15 protein-coding genes are annotated in these 16690 nt (G+C 46.3%); 8 read left to right on the top strand and 7 right to left on the bottom strand.

Annotated elements, in window-relative coordinates:
* Positions 1–118: 118 nt before the first annotated feature.
* A complete protein-coding gene (locus EKG39_RS20475; protein ID WP_126507863.1) occupies positions 119–427 on the top strand; it encodes an ArsR/SmtB family transcription factor in 309 nt (102 codons plus the stop codon).
* Positions 428–592: 165 nt separating this feature from the next.
* Here EKG39_RS20475 and hemG read toward each other — a convergent pair whose 3' ends face one another.
* The 4 genes from hemG to pepQ form a co-directional block, all read right to left on the bottom strand.
* Positions 593–1120, bottom strand: a complete 528-nt coding sequence (gene hemG / locus EKG39_RS20470) for a menaquinone-dependent protoporphyrinogen IX dehydrogenase (protein ID WP_126507862.1) — start codon at positions 1118–1120, stop codon at positions 593–595.
* A gap of 97 nt (positions 1121–1217) precedes the next feature.
* A complete protein-coding gene (locus EKG39_RS20465; protein WP_126507861.1) occupies positions 1218–2675 on the bottom strand; it encodes a TrkH family potassium uptake protein in 1458 nt (485 codons plus the stop codon).
* Between the two features lie 176 nt (positions 2676–2851).
* Positions 2852–3466, bottom strand: a complete 615-nt coding sequence (locus tag EKG39_RS20460; protein WP_126507860.1) for a YigZ family protein — start codon at positions 3464–3466, stop codon at positions 2852–2854.
* 46 nt (positions 3467–3512) lie between these two features.
* Entirely contained in the window at positions 3513–4832 is a 1320-nt protein-coding gene (gene pepQ / locus EKG39_RS20455; protein ID WP_126507859.1) for a Xaa-Pro dipeptidase, read from the bottom strand.
* A gap of 386 nt (positions 4833–5218) precedes the next feature.
* Here pepQ and fadB point away from each other — a divergent pair, with 386 nt between their 5' ends.
* From fadB to EKG39_RS20425, 6 genes are all read left to right on the top strand, one after another.
* Positions 5219–7369, top strand: coding sequence for a fatty acid oxidation complex subunit alpha FadB (fadB, locus tag EKG39_RS20450; protein ID WP_126507858.1), 2151 nt, complete (start codon positions 5219–5221; stop codon positions 7367–7369).
* A gap of 21 nt (positions 7370–7390) precedes the next feature.
* The gene (gene fadA, locus EKG39_RS20445; RefSeq protein WP_126507857.1) at positions 7391–8554 is read left to right on the top strand and encodes an acetyl-CoA C-acyltransferase FadA; all 1164 of its coding nucleotides are present in this window, start codon (positions 7391–7393) and stop codon (positions 8552–8554) included.
* 191 nt (positions 8555–8745) lie between these two features.
* Positions 8746–9213: a Cys-tRNA(Pro) deacylase gene (ybaK, locus tag EKG39_RS20440; protein WP_126507856.1), complete on the top strand. Its 468-nt coding sequence runs from the start codon at positions 8746–8748 to the stop codon at positions 9211–9213.
* Between the two features lie 156 nt (positions 9214–9369).
* Complete coding sequence (gene tusA, locus EKG39_RS20435; RefSeq protein ID WP_126507855.1) at positions 9370–9615, top strand: sulfurtransferase TusA; 246 nt, start codon at positions 9370–9372, stop codon at positions 9613–9615.
* Positions 9616–9649: 34 nt separating this feature from the next.
* A complete protein-coding gene (locus EKG39_RS20430; protein ID WP_126507854.1) occupies positions 9650–10090 on the top strand; it encodes an MOSC domain-containing protein in 441 nt (146 codons plus the stop codon).
* 271 nt (positions 10091–10361) lie between these two features.
* Entirely contained in the window at positions 10362–13607 is a 3246-nt protein-coding gene (locus EKG39_RS20425) for an amidohydrolase family protein (protein WP_126507853.1), read from the top strand.
* 160 nt (positions 13608–13767) lie between these two features.
* On the opposite strand, the gene EKG39_RS23795 is transcribed toward EKG39_RS20425, so the two are convergent.
* The 3 genes from EKG39_RS23795 to EKG39_RS20410 all read right to left on the bottom strand — a co-directional run bounded on the left by EKG39_RS23795 (position 13768) and on the right by EKG39_RS20410 (position 15619).
* The gene (locus EKG39_RS23795) at positions 13768–14013 is read right to left on the bottom strand and encodes a hypothetical protein (RefSeq protein ID WP_126507852.1); all 246 of its coding nucleotides are present in this window, start codon (positions 14011–14013) and stop codon (positions 13768–13770) included.
* Positions 14010–14951: an MFS transporter gene (locus EKG39_RS20415; RefSeq protein ID WP_126507851.1), complete on the bottom strand. Its 942-nt coding sequence runs from the start codon at positions 14949–14951 to the stop codon at positions 14010–14012. Before EKG39_RS20415 ends, EKG39_RS23795 begins: the two co-directional genes overlap by 4 nt.
* Before the next feature lie 68 nt (positions 14952–15019).
* Positions 15020–15619, bottom strand: a complete 600-nt coding sequence (locus EKG39_RS20410; protein WP_126507850.1) for a DNA-3-methyladenine glycosylase I — start codon at positions 15617–15619, stop codon at positions 15020–15022.
* Between the two features lie 162 nt (positions 15620–15781).
* Here EKG39_RS20410 and glyQ point away from each other — a divergent pair, with 162 nt between their 5' ends.
* Positions 15782–16687 carry a glycine--tRNA ligase subunit alpha gene (glyQ, locus tag EKG39_RS20405; protein ID WP_126507849.1) on the top strand — a complete coding sequence of 302 codons (906 nt, stop codon included), beginning with the start codon at positions 15782–15784 and terminating at the stop codon, positions 16685–16687.
* Positions 16688–16690 lie beyond the last annotated feature (3 nt).

Genomic DNA, 16690 nt, shown 5'->3' with positions numbered 1-16690 from the left:
GCTCTAGCTCATATAATTTAAAGTAAAAATTGAGATCCGTGTTATCGCTCAGTATTATTGTTTTTATGAACCAACTCAATTAGAATTAACTAATCAAAGGCTAGAAGTGAGTAACCGTATGCAAAAAGATATAGATGTAGATGCAATGGTAACCAATGCTGAGAGCGCAGCGAAATGGCTGAAAGCAATCGCCAATCCTTACCGCTTGATGATTTTGTGCTTATTACTCGAAAATGAGTATAGCGTTACCGAGTTAAATGAGACGGTTCCTCTAAGCCAGTCTGCACTTTCGCAGCACCTTGCCGTGCTACGTGCACAGGATTTGGTATCTACCAGAAAAAGCTCTCAGGTTGTCTACTACAAGCTTAAAAATGAGCAGGTCACTAAGATCATCTCTATTTTACACAGCCAATACTGCGCTAATTAATCACTTATCGATTAACCTTGGTTATATCGTAAGTGTTAAAAAAGCCTGCAATTGCAGGCTTTTTTAGTACGTAATTTGAAATCGCCTGATACCATGATCTGTCGAAGATATCAGTCGCTAATATCAGCCACAATATTCCAAGTCACATCAGATTATCGCAAGCAACTAGGCTTCACTAAATGCTCTGGCAAAATCTTCAACCTGCTCCCAGTCAGTAAACTCATAGGTACCGCTGGTGTCAGTTGGTCCCTTGGTGATCCACATGATGAGGCGGATCATGGTCTTATCGAAAAAGCGATAACTCGGGTAATCAATCTTTCCGGCAAACACGGCTAACTGTTTAGGCTTCCAGAGTGACAACTCCAAAAACTTCTTCATATAGGGATTCGTTTCAGGGGTGTTTTTTTCGGGCTTTCTGGCAACCACATTCACGGTGAAAAATGCGTTCTGTTTAGCGTTGAGCACGGCGTGATGACGATTAATATACTGGTAAAGTTCCGGCCTGTGTTTACCATAACGAATACTGGCACCTATCAAAATTTTGTCAAAATCAGCCAAATTTAATAAGTTAGCTTCTTCCAGAGAAGCCAGAGTTACCTTGTCACCCGCACCTTCATTTATTCCCTGAACGAGCTCACAGATCGATTTCGTCTGACCATCTACAGTAGAATAAATTATTAATGTATTGCTCATCAGGTTTCCCAAATTATGTTCGCATTATGAGTTCTGAGAGGAAATAGACCAAGCTCCCCTCCCCGCATTGAGATAACTCTTCATGATAAGTGAAAAGTTAGGTTTTCCAGAATGTCGGTGTAAACAGTACCAATAAGGTAAAGACTTCGAGTCGTCCAAACAGCATAGCGATCAGCAGTACCCACTTAGCGCCATCTCCGATACTGGCATAGTTACTGGCCACTTCACCTAAACCTGGCCCCAGATTATTCAGACAAGCCGCGGTAGCGCTAAAAGCGGTGATATTATCCATCCCCATCGCCATCAGGGCCAACATACAGATAACGAATACCAGCGCATAGGCAGAGAAGAATCCCCACACGGCATCGATAACACGCTCAGGAAGCGCCTTATTTCCTATACGAATGGAGAACATTCCTCTTGGGTGTACAAGACGCTTCAGTTCACGCGAGCCTTGCTTCAACAGCAAGATCATCCGCATCACCTTGATACCACCGGCGGTCGAGCCACCGCAGCCACCAATGAAGCTGGAGAAGATAAGTAACATGGGCAGGAAGAGTGGCCATACATGGAAGCTCTCTGTGCCGAAGCCTGCCGTTGTTGATATTGAAACAGCCTGAAACAGGGCGAAATCTAACGTCTCTTCGGGTGAATCATAGATCCCTGAATGGTAGAGAGTTGCAAAGCATATCCCCGTCAAAACCAACTGGACTATTATTAACGCCTTAAACTCAGCATCTTTAAAATAGACTTTAAGGTTGATTCCGCGACGTGTGAAAGCGGCGAAGTGCAGACTAAAGTTAAGTGCCGCGATAAGCAGGAAGACCACACACACCATGTTAATCGCTGTGCTGTCGAAGTATCCCATACTGGCATCGTGGGTGGAGAAGCCACCAATAGCAATCGTCGAGAAAGAGTGGCAGATAGCATCAAACAGATCCATGCCAGCAACCCAGTAAGCAAATGCGCAGGCAATCGTTAATGCAAAGTAGATATACCAGAGAGCTTTAGCCGTCTCTGCAATCCTTGGCGTCATCTTACTGTCTTTTACCGGGCCAGGCATTTCCGCTCGATAGAGCTGCATCCCTCCGATACCTAACACAGGTAATATGGCCACAGCCAATACAATGATCCCCATGCCGCCTAACCATTGCAACAGATGTCGATAAAACAGGATTGCTTTAGGAAGTGAATCCAGACCGACAATCACTGTAGCACCTGTGGTTGTCAGCGCCGAAAATGACTCGAAAAAACTGTCGGTCATACTCAGGTCTGGTTGACTTGAAAAGATAAAGGGAACGGCACCGATAGAACCCAGCACCCCCCAGAAAAGAACGACGAGCAGGAAGCCTTCACGGGTGCGCAGATCTTTGTGGTGCTTTCTGTTTGGATACCAAAGAATAAACCCAAGAAAAAGACTGAGTGCAAAAGCCTGTATAAATGCCGTTCCGCCGCCATCTTTATAGATCACTGCCACCAAAGCCGGAGGAAGCAGTGACAGGGAGAACAACCCCATTAAGAGGCCTGTTATTCTTATTATTGTTCTATATTGCATTAAACTATTCAGTCTTTCCTAAGTTTGCACACCTTGTGCTTTACTATTTTCGCACAAATGTTTAACGCGCAACAGCATTGCGGCACATCGAACAATGTGGCTTCATCGGCTCAAGCAGAAATTCATATCTGACACAGTCATAGCAACCATAGCCTTAATGAATGAACCTTGACGAATTAACTCTTAAACTTTGCCGACAAGCTCCCTTGACTCATGGTCGCTAAACCAAGATTCAAGGCGTCTTGATAACGCTTTGGGATCTCAAACTCAAGTGTCACCTTTTCTGTAAAAACTCTATCTTCGACAATCGCATCATATTGACTCAATAGATACTCAACATCTTTTAGCTGGCTATACTCACACACCAAAGAGCCGGGATATCTAATCTGCTTCAACTCAGTCTGCAGTTGAATCAGCCCTTGTTTAATCCCGGAGCTATAGGCCCTGACTAAGCCACCGACACCCAGTTTTGTGCCACCAAAATAACGCACGACAATGGCGCCTATCTCTCCGATATTGGCCCCCTGTAATGTCGCCAACATGGGGCGCCCGGCACTTCCGGCAGGCTCACCATCATCGCTTGAGCCTATAGCAATACTATTTTGTGGTTCAGCAGCTACAAATGCATAGCAATAATGGTTGGCTCCCGGGTAATCAGCCTTTACGTTAGTGAGTACACACTTCAACTCTTCGTAAGACTGGCAGCGAAACAGAACAGAAATGAAGCGACTATGCTTTATCTCCTCCTCGATCACCAGCTCAGCCGATGGAACCTGATAACTATCGGTCAATCTTTACCTCTTACCACATCGAACATGGGTGAAAATCTAACACTCACTAATCTAAACCTAAGTTCCTAGTCATGTTTTCATTTTTATCACTGTGAACTATGACATTATCTTCGATACGGATCCCGCCAAATGGGCGCAACTGATCGACATTGTTCCAGTTAACCTGATGCTGGCGCTTATCCTGTTTCAATCCCTGCAGCAAAGAGTCGATAATGTATAAACCCGGTTCGATAGTCAGTACCTGATTCGCGGCCAGTGTGCGCGTACAACGCAAAAATGGATGGGCATCGGGTGCTGCAATATGTGTACCGCGCTCATCATGAAGGAAGCCCCCCATATCGTGAACCTGTAAGCCCAACATGTGTCCCAACCCATGAGGGAAGAACACACTGGTGATCCCCTGCTCTATCAGACCTTCACTATCTCCGGTTGCGAGCTCGAAATCGATAAGCATTTGAGCCACCTTTTGGTGAGTAGCAAGATGAAGATCCACATACTTAACACCGGGACGCATCATATCGATAATCTCAAGCTGTGCCCTGTCCATAGCCTGAATTAACTCGCTGAAAGTATTCTTCTCAAACGCATAGGTTCTGGTGATATCCGATGCGTAGCCAAAGAAGTTCGCACCGGCATCGATAAGGAAGGAGCGGCGGGGCTGCGGAGATTGATGCTCCAACTTGGTGTAGTGCAGTATCGACGCATTGTGGTTCAACGCGACAATATTGCTGTAAGGCACCTCGTTTTCCCCTTGATTTGTAGCCATCAGGTATTGCTGTTGGATCTCAAACTCTGAACCACCATTATAGAAAGCATTCTTGGCCGCAATATGCCCCTTTACCGCAATCTCATTAGATTTGCGCATACAGGCTAATTCATATTCAGTCTTTGTGGCGCGATGATAATGGAGGTAACTCATAACGGCATCTGGATTGCGGGTCTTAAAACCAAGCACCTCAGCCACATCCAGGTGCTCACCAATATAGGCCCAATCAACGATATCTCTTGGCAGTAGATCGGCCACTTTATCTGCTTTGGTAAGCAACTTAATATCGACATGGGCAGTCCAGAAGTCATCGGGAAGGTCGGCGACCTTATGCCAAAAGTCGACCGGACGATAGAAGATTAGCTGAGGCTTATCGCGTCCGTTAACTAACAACCAACAGTGTGGGTTATCTAAGATCGGCAGCCAGGCTTTAAAGTGAGGATTAACTTTAAACGGATAATCCATATCATCGAGAAACTGACGGTGAGGTTGCCCCGAGTGAATCACCAGGCCGGACAGGTTTTCACGAGCAACAATCTCTGCAACCCTATGGTTTAACTCTGCCACATGAGCATGAAAATGATTAGCTAGCTGATCCATGAGCGATTTCCTATAGATGGTTTATTGCTAATTCACACAGCTCAATTTATTAAGTAATAGACTCACACTTTCTACTCAGTCAACTAAGCTATTTAAAATCAATTTAGATACTTACAACAGTCTAACATAAAGGTGAAAAATCCCCCTAACCAGGGAGGAATCAAACAACCGTTTAAATTGGGTGTTGTAATTTACTCATTTTACAAGCACACTGAGTCACAAGTGGTCAAATGATGGCCTGCTGTGAGATAGAACATTTACCTAATTACCTATACCCGAGAAAATTTGAATTGAAGGTAAGCCATTAAGAGCAGGCAATAAAAACTCCTATTTCGATAATTTCGGGCATAAAACAAAGACAGGTATCACGCAAAAGGAAGCAAGCAATGATCTACCAAAGTCCTACGATTCAGGTTGAGTTACTTGAGGATAATATTGCCCAGTTATGCTTTAACGCATCGGGCTCTGTCAATAAGTTAGATAGAGAGACAATTAACTCTCTCGATTCAGCATTAGACGCAATTCAACAAAACTCAAACATTCAAGCATTAGTACTGACGTCAGCTAAAGGTGCTTTTATTGTCGGTGCCGATATCACTGAGTTTCTTGGCTTATTTGCTCAAGAAGATAGTGTTCTTCTTCCATGGATTGCCGAAGCTAACGTGGTGTTCAACAAGTTAGAAGATCTGCCCTTCCCAACGATTTCAGCCATTAACGGCTTCGCATTGGGTGGCGGATTCGAAACCGTACTAGCTACAGATTTCCGTATTGCCGATACCACAGCAAGAATAGGTCTGCCAGAAACCAAGTTGGGCCTGATACCAGGCTTTGGTGGTACCGTGCGTCTGCCTCGCCTTATAGGTACCGACAATGCACTGGAGTGGATCACATCGGGTAAAGATCAACGTCCAGAGGCCGCACTAAAAGTTGGCGCTATCGATGCGGTTGTTGCTCCCGAAAATTTACAAACTTCAGCCATTAAAATGCTTAAAGAGGCGCTGGCTGAAAAGCTCGACTGGCAATCACGCCGTGCCCGTAAACAAGCAGCACTTACACTACCCAAATTAGAAGCCATGATGTCATTTGCTACCGCGAAAGGCATGGTATTTAAGATAGCTGGTAAGCATTACCCGGCACCAATGGCAGCGATCAGCGTTATCGAACAAGCCGCGAACTGCGGACGTGCCGACGCCTTAAAAGTTGAACATCAAGCCTTCATTAAGTTGGCCAAGACCGACGTTGCACAGGCATTAATCGGCATATTCCTTAACGACCAACTCGTTAAAGGCAAGGCAAAGAAGGCTGGCAAGCTGGCGAAAAATGTTGATACCGCGGCCGTACTAGGTGCCGGTATCATGGGTGGTGGTATCGCCTATCAGAGTGCCAGCAAGGGCACACCGATTGTTATGAAAGATATCGCGCAACCTGCTCTCGAATTGGGTCTGGGAGAAGCCTCTAAATTACTGGCCGCTCAAATCAAGCGTGGTCGCTCAACACCAGAAAAGATGGCCAAGGTGCTCAATAACATCACTGCCACTCTGGATTACACACCGGTTAAAGATGTCGACGTTGTCGTAGAAGCCGTTGTTGAGCATCCAAAAGTTAAGTCTATGGTACTGGCAGAGGTTGAACAAAACGTTAGTGATGAAGCCATCATCACCTCAAACACCTCGACCATTTCGATCAACTTGCTCGCAAAGAGCCTGAAAAAGCCAGAGCGTTTTTGTGGTATGCACTTCTTTAACCCAGTGCATAAGATGCCGCTCGTTGAGGTCATTCGTGGTGAGAACAGTTCTGAAGAAACTATCGCTTCAGTTGTCGCTTATGCCAGCAAGATGGGTAAAACGCCTATCGTTGTTAACGACTGCCCGGGCTTCTTCGTAAACCGCGTACTATTCCCTTATTTTGCAGGCTTCAGCGGCCTACTTGCAGACGGCGCTGATTTCGCTGCAATCGATAAGGTAATGGAAAAGCAATTTGGTTGGCCTATGGGTCCGGCCTACCTGCTCGATGTTGTCGGTATTGATACCGGTCACCATGCACAAGCCGTTATGGCTGAAGGCTTCCCCGACCGCATGGGTAAGAGTGGTAAAGATGCTATCGACATCATGTTTGAAAGTGAGCGTTTCGGACAGAAGAACAGCAAAGGTTTCTATGCGTATTCAGTAGACCGTCGCGGCAAGCCAAAGAAAGATGTCGATCCAATCAGCTATGAGCTATTAGGCTCAGAGTTTGGTGAGCTTAAGGCGTTTGAGTCCGATGAGATTATCGCCCGCACCATGATCCCTATGATTATCGAAACGGTGCGCTGTCTCGAAGAGGGTATTATTGCGACTCCGGCGGAGGCCGATATGGGTCTCGTATTTGGTCTCGGATTCCCGCCATTCAGAGGTGGTGTGTTCCGCTATATCGATACCATGGGCGTAGCTAACTTCGTGGCACTTGCCGATAAATATGCTCACTTAGGTGGCCTTTATCAAGTAACCGATGCCATGCGCGAACTCGCCGCTAATAACGGCAGCTACTACCAGTCTTAATTTGTGGGAAGGAATAGAACAATGAAACAAGCAGTTATCGTAGATTGCATCCGTACTCCCATGGGCCGTTCAAAGGCTGGAGTATTTAGAAATGTACGTGCAGAGACACTCTCTGCAGAATTGATGAAAGCACTGTTAGTGCGTAATCCTCAGCTGGACCCTAACACGATTGAAGATGTGATCTGGGGATGTGTACAACAGACCCTGGAACAGGGTTTCAATATTGCACGTAACTCTGCTTTACTTGCCGGGATCCCCAAGCAAGCCGGTGCAGTAACTGTCAACCGCCTGTGTGGTTCATCTATGGACGCTTTACATCAGGCCGCACGTGCCATAATGACGGGTCAAGGCGATACTTTCATCATAGGTGGTGTAGAGCACATGGGTCACGTGCCGATGAATCACGGTGTGGACTTCCACCCGGGCCTTGCTAATAACGTAGCAAAAGCCTCGGGCATGATGGGCCTTACTGCCGAGATGCTGGGCAAGATGCACGGCATTACTCGTGAACAGCAAGATGAATTTGCCGTCCGCTCACATCAACGAGCTCATGCAGCAACCGTTGAGGGACGTTTCGCAAATGAGATCCACCCTATCGAAGGTCACGATGCCGATGGTGCTCTGATTAAGGTATCGCACGATGAAGTCATCCGCCCTGAGACCTCAATGGACTCTCTGTCGGGTTTGCGCCCGGCATTCGACCCAGCCAACGGTACCGTAACGGCCGGAACCTCATCTGCGCTATCTGATGGTGCTTCAGCCATGTTAGTGATGGAAGAGGAAAAAGCCAAGGCATTAGGTCTTCCGATCCGCGCCCGTATTCGCTCTATGGCCGTTGCCGGTTGTGATGCTGCCATCATGGGTTATGGTCCGGTGCCTGCGACCAAGAAGGCGCTCGAACGTGCCAACTTAAGCATAGATGACCTCGATGTTATCGAGCTCAACGAAGCCTTTGCTGCTCAGTCACTCCCTTGTGTAAAAGACTTAGGTTTGATGGATGTAGTTGATGAAAAGATTAACCTTAACGGTGGTGCAATAGCATTGGGTCACCCACTGGGTTGTTCCGGTGCTCGTATCTCAACGACATTGATAAACCTGATGGAAGCTAAAGATGCAAAGTATGGTCTGGCAACCATGTGTATAGGTCTTGGCCAAGGTATCGCGACAATATTTGAACGCCCTTAAGCACTTCAATATATCTAAAGAAAAGCCAGCTTATGCTGGCTTTTTTACTTTACACAACCCGAAGTATGAGGCTAAACCACAGGTAACAGCCACTAGCCGATAGAATAAGTGATTTATCACGGTATTAATTTACCGATTATGAAAAAATGACTCCAATTCAATAAATAGCATCACCACGACTCAGGAAGACAATGACACCAGCCATAGACTTACTCATTAAACATAAGGTTGCCCATCAGGTTCATGAATATCAGCATGATCCCGCTTGCCAGGCATACGGCTTAGAAGCAGCCGAAAAAATCGGTGTTGCTGCTGAGCAGGTCTTCAAAACCTTAGTGGTAAAGTTAGATGGAAAACAACTTGCGGTAGCAATAATTCCGGTGGGCGATAAACTCAGTATGAAGGCTATCGCTAAGGCGGCTAAGGCTAAGAAGGCAATGATGGCTGAAGCCGCTGAAGTTCAACGCAGCTCAGGATATGTGCTCGGAGGCGTCAGCCCTCTCGGGCAAAAAAGGGTGCTCACAACCGTGATCCATGAATCGGCGAGCAAACTCCAAAAAATGTATGTCAGTGGCGGCCGTCGTGGTCTCGATATCGAATTGGCCCCGCAAGACTTAAAGCAACTCCTCAACGCGCAATTTGCTTCACTGACCGCCTAGAAACTTATATAAATTAACTCAAAACAACAGTGTTCCACGTGGAACACTAAACCATGCTTAATGATCTAAGCTCACAAATTACGGCTACAGGCTTGGATAAATCAGGCCGCTGGAGTAATATTAGCCACTTCTGTTTAATCGTTCAGCTGAGGTAATATGAGCGACCAATTTAGTACTGCACAACACCAACTCGATGCTCTCGGACTCAGATGCCCGGAGCCGGTCATGATGGTTCGTAAGTCAGTACGCAAAATGGCTCAGGGCGAAACACTATTGATCATCGCGGACGATCCGGCCACGACTAGGGATATTCCCAGCTTCTGTGAGTTTATGGATCATAAATTACTGGCCAGCCAAACAGACTCGACGCCCTACCAATACCTTATTCAAAAAGGCTTATAAGCCGAACAGAGTGAGAGTCAGCAAGGATTGCTCAATGAAAAAACTTATCGCTATCGGCTTTAAACCCGTCAAACAAGGTCCTATGACGTTAGTTGAATCGGCTAACGTCACCCAGACTCATGGCGTAGAACAGGACTTCTTTGGTCGGCCGGGTAAACGCCAGGTCACGGTGATGTCCAATGACCAGTGGCAACTTGTTTGTGCCGAACTTGAGTCGTCACCCCCATGGACGACTCGACGTGCAAACCTGTTGATCGAAGGACACAGTTTCTCCGCCGCAGATCAGGGTAAGTTATTACGTATTGGTAAACTTACACTAGAGATAACCGGCGAAACCGATCCCTGTAAGAAAATGGAAGCCGCCCGCTCTGGGCTCGAAGCTGCACTGGCTCCAAATTGGCGTGGCGGTGTTACCTGCCGGGTATTAAACGATGCCATGATCAGCGAAGGCGATTCGGTTCAGCTACTAAGCTAACTCCGGACAATTTTTTAATGACCAGTTTTGTTCTCAGACTCTCTGGTCACCATCCCTCTTTTAAGCCTCCACTCACGGTTTCACTAATTTAAGCCATATCAATCGATAATCAAGCTCGTTACTGTTAACAACTTTGCTACACACTATTTGTGTTACTGATCACATAAATGTGCGATAAATGGTACCCAATATATAGCATGCAAAAACAATAACGAGAAAAGCGCCAACAGAGCAGCTTTCATTATATCAACGATATGAAACAGGGACTCAAATGTTAAAACATAAGTTAACCCCACTATGTGCAGCGATAGCACTCAGCTTCAGCCCTCCCATTTTCGCAGAGGAAACCAAATCAGATAAAGAGCCAGCCTGGCAGGTAAATGCTCCTGCAAACGCCCCCTTAGAGCAGGTGAATATCGACGTTTCCGAAGGCACCTGGATGAACGTCAGTGTCAGCCCGGATGGCAAACATATCGTGTTTGATATGTTAGGTGATATCTACCAGATCCCGATGAAGGGTGGCGAGGCTAAAGTACTGGCCAAAGGCATAGCCTGGCAGATGCAGCCCGTCTACAGCCCGGATGGTAAATATATCGCCTTCACCTCCGATGAGGATGGTGGCGATAATATTTGGATTATGGAGGCCGATGGAAGCAACCCAAGAGCGGTAACCGAAGAGACGTTCAGACTACTTAACAGCCCTGCCTGGAGTCCCGATTCTCAATACCTGGTTGCCCGTAAACACTACACCGGTTCTCGAAGCTTAGGTGCAGGCGAAGTCTGGATGTACCATGTTGCCGGCGGCGAAGGGGTTAAGTTAACCAAACGGCCAAACGAACAAAAAGATCTCGGCGAACCCGCCTACTCGCCCGATGGTCGTTATATCTATTTCAGCCAGGATGCCACACCGGGAAAAACATTCCATTACTCCAAAGACTCAGTAAAAGGCATCTATAAGATTAAGCGTTATGACACCCAAACCGGTGACATCGAAACATTAATCGAAGGTACCGGCGGCGCGATACGCCCGACCCCCAGCCCTGACGGTAAGAAGCTGGCATACATAAAGCGAGACGGATTTCAGTCATCACTCTATATGTTAGATCTCAGGTCCGGAGAAACCGAGAAACTCTACGGTAGCTTAGATAGAGACATGCAGGAGACCTGGGCCATTCATGGCGTCTATCCGACCATGAGTTGGACGGCAGACAATGAAGAGATCGTCTTCTGGGCCGGTGGTAAGATCAATAAGCTTGATGTTGAATCAAAGTCAGTCAAGCCGATCCCCTTCTCAATCAAGACTCAACTCGACGTACAACCCGCCGTTCGTTTCACCCAAGATCTTGATCAGGATAAGTTCGATGTGAAGATGCTGCGTATGGCACAGGTATCTCCCGACGGCAACAAGGTAGTCTATGAAGCATTGGGTAAGCTTTGGGTTAAGCCTATCTCTAACGGAAAGGCTAATGGTAAACGCACTCGGTTAACTAAGCTGGATCCGGAACTGAGAGAGCTTTTTCCTCAGTGGTCCCGTGACGGTAAGAGTATTGTATTCACTACCTGGGACGATCAGGAACAAGGTAGCGTTCGCATAGTCAGCCTGAGAAACAAGAGAGTGAAAACCTTAACCAAGGAACCGGGAAAATACGTAGAGCCCACCTTCTCACCCAATGGCTCGTTTGTGGTTTACCGTAAAGCCAAAGGCGGATATATAACGCCAAGAAGCTGGTCTCAGGAGACGGGACTATATAGGGTAGACATTAAAGGCAAAGACAACATCAAGATCACTCCCGATGGCTACCAGCCACAATTTGGTAGCGACTCTGATCGTATCTACTTTATGGATCACGGTGAAACACCAGAGTTAGCCTCGATAAACTTAGATGGTTTCCAGAAACGAGTGCATTACACGAGTAAGCATGCCACCGAATTCCGTATCTCTCCCGATGGCAAACAACTCGCCTTTGCCGAGCGCTTCAAGGTATGGGTTACCCCTTTTGCTAAGCATGGCGAAACCATAGAGATAGGCCCGAAAGCCAATAACCTTCCTGTCACCCAGCTCAGCGTTCGCGCCGGTGAAAGCATCAGTTGGAACAATGATAGCAATCAGCTTTATTGGACCTTGGGCCCAGAGCTCTATCAAGTCAAAGTCGACACGACATATAAAGCCAAAGATAAGTCCGCTGACAATGAACAAGCTAAAGCCATTGAACCACAAGTCACCGACCTCGGCTTTACTCACAAAGCCGATGTTCCACGTGGAACAATCGCCTTCGTGGGCGGAAAAATCATCACCATGGAAGATGACAAGGTGATCGAAAGCGGCATTGTCATAGTCAAAGACAACCACATAGTTGCGGTTGGTGGTGCCGATACAGAGGTACCCGAAGGCGCTACGCTGGTCGACATAAGCGGCAAGACCATAATGCCGGGTCTGTTCGATGCACACGCTCACGGCTCACAGGGCGAAGATGAAATTATTCCGCAACAGAACTGGGAGCTGTACTCAAACCTATCCCTTGGTGTAACCACTATTCATGACCCATCCAATGACACCACAGAGATTTTTGCCGCTTCGGAGCAACAGAAAGCGGGTAACATAGCTGGCCCTCGTATCTTCTCTACGGGTACTATTTTGTATGGTGCCAATGCACCGGGTTACACCTCACATATAGATTCGCTGGATGATGCTAAATTTCATTTAGAGCGCCTCAAGAAAGTCGGCGCATTCAGTGTGAAAAGCTATAACCAGCCCCGTCGTAATCAGCGACAACAAGTTATCGCTGCGGCACGCGAACTCGAGATGATGGTAGTCCCCGAAGGTGGAAGTTTGCTTCAGCACAACCTGACGATGATAGCCGATGGCCATACCGGTATCGAGCATTCGCTACCTGCGGCATCGATCTATAATGACATCAAGCAGTTCTGGAGCCAGACTAAGGTTGGTTATACACCAACCTTAGTGGTCGCCTATGGTGGAATTTCCGGTGAGAATTACTGGTATGACAAAACCGATGTATGGGCTCACCCAAGACTCTCCATGTATGTACCTGCCGATCTGCTCCAGGCGCGCTCGATGCGACGTCCTACTGCTCCAGATGAACACTACAACCATTTCAACGTGGCTCGCGTGGCTAATGAGATGAACGACCTTGGTGTGAAACCTAATATCGGTGCCCATGGTCAGCGTGAAGGCTTAGCCGCTCATTGGGAGATGTGGATGTTTGCCCAGGGTGGAATGAGTAACCTTGAGGTATTAAAAACCGCGACCATTAATCCGGCGAAACATTTTGCCATGGATCATCAAATCGGTTCTATCAAGCAAGGTAAGCTTGCCGATCTGATTGTGATCGATGGAAACCCGCTGGAAGATATTCGCGTCACCGATCGCGTTACTTATACTATGGTCAACGGCAAACTCTATAACGCAGAAACGATGAATCAGCTCAATGGTGGATCCAAAAATAACGGTAAAGAGAGAAAAACGTTCTTTTTTGAAAATCGCACCAATGACTAAGTAGCCCCTAAAAAATTAGTTTCAGGAAAATTTAAAAATGGATCAAAAATTGCCAAATTTGTATTTATTCTGAAAACTAATTTGTAGGAGCTGATTCAAAAAGCAAAAAAAGAGTGTTCCACGTGGAACACTCTTTTTTAATATCTAACCTCGATGCATCTTATTCTGTGACGGGCTGTTTGATCGGTTTCAGACTCAAAGAAAAAGTGAGCACAAATCCAACTACACCAAAAAGAGCCATCGCGATAAACAGATCGGCTTTAAGGCTATCGAACAGATAACCAGTTATGAAAGTTACTAATGCCGTCACAGCCATATATAGTCCATTATACAAACCTTGAAATTTTGCCATCTGCGATTCCGGCAGATACAACTGAATAGACTTAATTGCAGCAAGGTGGGTCATTGCAAATGTGACTCCGTGCAAGGTTTGACTCCGTGCAAGGTTTGACTCAATGCAATGAACAAGGGTTGCTCAGCAATTGAAAGTGCTCCCCATCGAATAAGTACGCCAATACAGGCAATTTGCAATAACAGCTTAGGAGACACATTACTAAAAACTTTATTAGCAAAGATAAATACCAGAATCTCACTGACTATGGATATCCCCCACAGGTAGCCTATAACCCCTTCAGCGATACCTATCTCTTGCCAATAGACAGAGCTGAATCCGTAAAAGAAGCCATGACTGCCCTGCAATAAAGATAATATCCCCAACAAGAGGATCAGTTCGGCACCCAGCCAGTGCTTGCCATCTTCTTCTAAAGTTTTATGTTGCGATCGCTGTGTTTGTAGATCAGGACACCTTAGAGTTACCGAAAACAGCATCAAGCTACAGCTGATAATGAGGATGATAGGCAGTACGCTAATAGTCCAAAGCTCAAAGCAATAGCCGCCAACCACAGTCGCTCCGACAAAACCCAATGACCCCCACATGCGGGTCGGTCCGTAACTGAGGACTTTTCTCTTGTCCAGAGTGGCGATAATCGCATCGGATAATCCAAACACCGGAGCTATGGCGGCATTAAACAACACCGTTAATATCAACAGATGATAAAAACTTGGGCTCCAATAAACCATAGAAACTGCGGTACACAGACCCAAGGCACTGACCAGTCTGAGTGCATTTTGATACTGACTCTCATGCTTGGCTAATATCCCACCGACTATGCTTGCCACGCAACGGCTCATTAAGCCTACGGCCAGAATTATACCTATGCTCTCGCTACCCATCCCCTGATCACTCAACCAAAGTTGATAGAAAGGGAGAAATATTCCAAAACAAAAGAAGAACTGAAAAACGTAGTTAGAACACCAAATAAAGGCAGAGCTTTTATGACTCATCAACACAAGATCCAAAACCGAACGACGAACAGAGAAACGGGCTTAAGCCGCTTCCAGTAAAAGGAGAGTTATTTTCGCTCGGATTCTGTTTCATGTAAACCATAACAAAAACAATCTGTTGTATGATCGTTAACCATACCCACAGCCTGCATAAACGCATAACAAATTGTCGGACCTACAAAATTAAACCCAAGTTTTTTCAATGCTTTAGACATTGCTTCCGACTCAGGAGTCTGAGCTGGAACCTCAGCCATAGTCTTAAATCTATTCACTATGGGTTTCCCACCGACGAAGCTCCACAGGAACTCGGAGAAATCATTGCCCTGCTCACCCTCAATGTCAGAAAAGTGGGCCATATAACCTCTGGCATTTTTTATGATCGAGTTTACCTTTAATCTGTTACGCACTATGCCCTTATCCTGGAGCAAGGCTTCAACTTTTTCATCGTCAAATTCAGCGATAATCGCAGGGTCGAAATTAGCGAAAGCCAATTCATAGTTCTGTTGTTTCTTGAGAATAGTGATCCAGGACAGACCCGCCTGTTGACCATCTAAACAGAGCTTTGCAAATAGCTCCTGACTGTCATAAACAGGACGCCCCCACACCTCATCATGGTACGCCTGATAGATGTCATCGGCCCCAACCCAGCTACAACGTTGCATTTCCATGGTCATTTTTCCAATTTTTATCTTGTGAGATAAAAAATAACCTACATATGACTAAACCTACAAGGTATAATCGAAACCATTTTTTATATTTCCAAGCTAGCTCTGCATGCTGAAATAGCATAAAGAAAGGTTGGTTTCATCCTGACGGCGTAGATAGTAGACATGACGACGAAACATGACGTAAAGACATTCCAGGGTTTCATTATGACCCTGCAGGAGTTCTGGGCGCAGCAAGGTTGCGCAATTGTTCAACCATTGGACATGGAAGTAGGTGCGGGTACATTCCACCCTATGACCTTCTTACGAGCATTAGGCCCAGAGCCTATGAGCTGTGCTTATGTTCAACCTAGTCGCCGCCCTACTGATGGCCGTTATGGCGACAACCCTAATCGCCTACAACACTTCTATCAATTCCAGGTAGTGTTAAAGCCGTCTCCGGATAATATTCAAGAGCTTTACCTTGGTTCTTTAGCAGCCGCAGGTATCGACATGGATATTCATGACGTGCGCTTCGTTGAAGACAACTGGGAATCACCAACTCTGGGTGCCTGGGGTCTTGGCTGGGAAGTCTGGTTAAACGGTATGGAAGTATCGCAATTTACTTACTTCCAGCAAGTGGGTGGACTAGAGTGTAAACCTGTTACCGGTGAGATCACTTATGGTCTTGAACGTCTTGCAATGTACATCCAGGAAGTCGATAACGTCTACGACCTTGTCTGGACAGACGGTCCAATGGGCAAAGTTATGTATGGTGATATCTTCCACCAGAATGAAGTTGAGCAATCAGCTTATAACTTTGAACACGCTAATGTTGAAGTATTATTTAAGGCATTTGATGATTGTGAAGTAGCTTGTCAGCACCTTCTCACATTAGAAAAACCTCTTGCCCTTCCTGCTTATGAGCAAGTCATGAAGGCCTCTCACGCATTTAACTTACTTGATGCGCGCCATGCTATCTCGGTTACTGAACGTCAGCGTTATATTCTACGCGTTCGAACCATGGCTAAAGGCGTAGCTGAAGCTTACTATCAATCTCGTGAAGCACTTGGCTTCCCAATCGGTAAGTAGAGG

The sequence above is a fragment of the Shewanella atlantica genome (genome assembly GCF_003966265.1).
In the GTDB taxonomy this organism is placed as follows: Bacteria; Pseudomonadota; Gammaproteobacteria; order Enterobacterales; family Shewanellaceae; genus Shewanella; species Shewanella atlantica.
The sequence above is the reverse complement of the archived record's forward strand: the minus strand, read 5'-3'. Positions and strand labels throughout refer to the sequence as shown.

What these genes read in the sequence shown, in the direction of transcription:
- EKG39_RS20475 (WP_126507863.1), top strand. Translation starts at nt 119, where the DNA reads ATGCAAAAAGATATAGATGTAGATGCAATGGTAACCAATGCTGAGAGC.
- hemG (WP_126507862.1), bottom strand. Translation starts at nt 1,120, where the DNA reads ATGAGCAATACATTAATAATTTATTCTACTGTAGATGGTCAGACGAAA.
- EKG39_RS20465 (WP_126507861.1), bottom strand. Translation starts at nt 2,675, where the DNA reads ATGCAATATAGAACAATAATAAGAATAACAGGCCTCTTAATGGGGTTG.
- pepQ (WP_126507859.1), bottom strand. Translation starts at nt 4,832, where the DNA reads ATGGATCAGCTAGCTAATCATTTTCATGCTCATGTGGCAGAGTTAAAC.
- fadB (WP_126507858.1), top strand. Translation starts at nt 5,219, where the DNA reads ATGATCTACCAAAGTCCTACGATTCAGGTTGAGTTACTTGAGGATAAT.
- fadA (WP_126507857.1), top strand. Translation starts at nt 7,391, where the DNA reads ATGAAACAAGCAGTTATCGTAGATTGCATCCGTACTCCCATGGGCCGT.
- ybaK (WP_126507856.1), top strand. Translation starts at nt 8,746, where the DNA reads ATGACACCAGCCATAGACTTACTCATTAAACATAAGGTTGCCCATCAG.
- tusA (WP_126507855.1), top strand. Translation starts at nt 9,370, where the DNA reads ATGAGCGACCAATTTAGTACTGCACAACACCAACTCGATGCTCTCGGA.
- EKG39_RS20430 (WP_126507854.1), top strand. Translation starts at nt 9,650, where the DNA reads ATGAAAAAACTTATCGCTATCGGCTTTAAACCCGTCAAACAAGGTCCT.
- EKG39_RS20425 (WP_126507853.1), top strand. Translation starts at nt 10,362, where the DNA reads ATGTTAAAACATAAGTTAACCCCACTATGTGCAGCGATAGCACTCAGC.
- EKG39_RS23795 (WP_126507852.1), bottom strand. Translation starts at nt 14,013, where the DNA reads ATGACCCACCTTGCTGCAATTAAGTCTATTCAGTTGTATCTGCCGGAA.
- EKG39_RS20415 (WP_126507851.1), bottom strand. Translation starts at nt 14,951, where the DNA reads ATGAGTCATAAAAGCTCTGCCTTTATTTGGTGTTCTAACTACGTTTTT.
- EKG39_RS20410 (WP_126507850.1), bottom strand. Translation starts at nt 15,619, where the DNA reads ATGGAAATGCAACGTTGTAGCTGGGTTGGGGCCGATGACATCTATCAG.
- glyQ (WP_126507849.1), top strand. Translation starts at nt 15,782, where the DNA reads ATGACGACGAAACATGACGTAAAGACATTCCAGGGTTTCATTATGACC.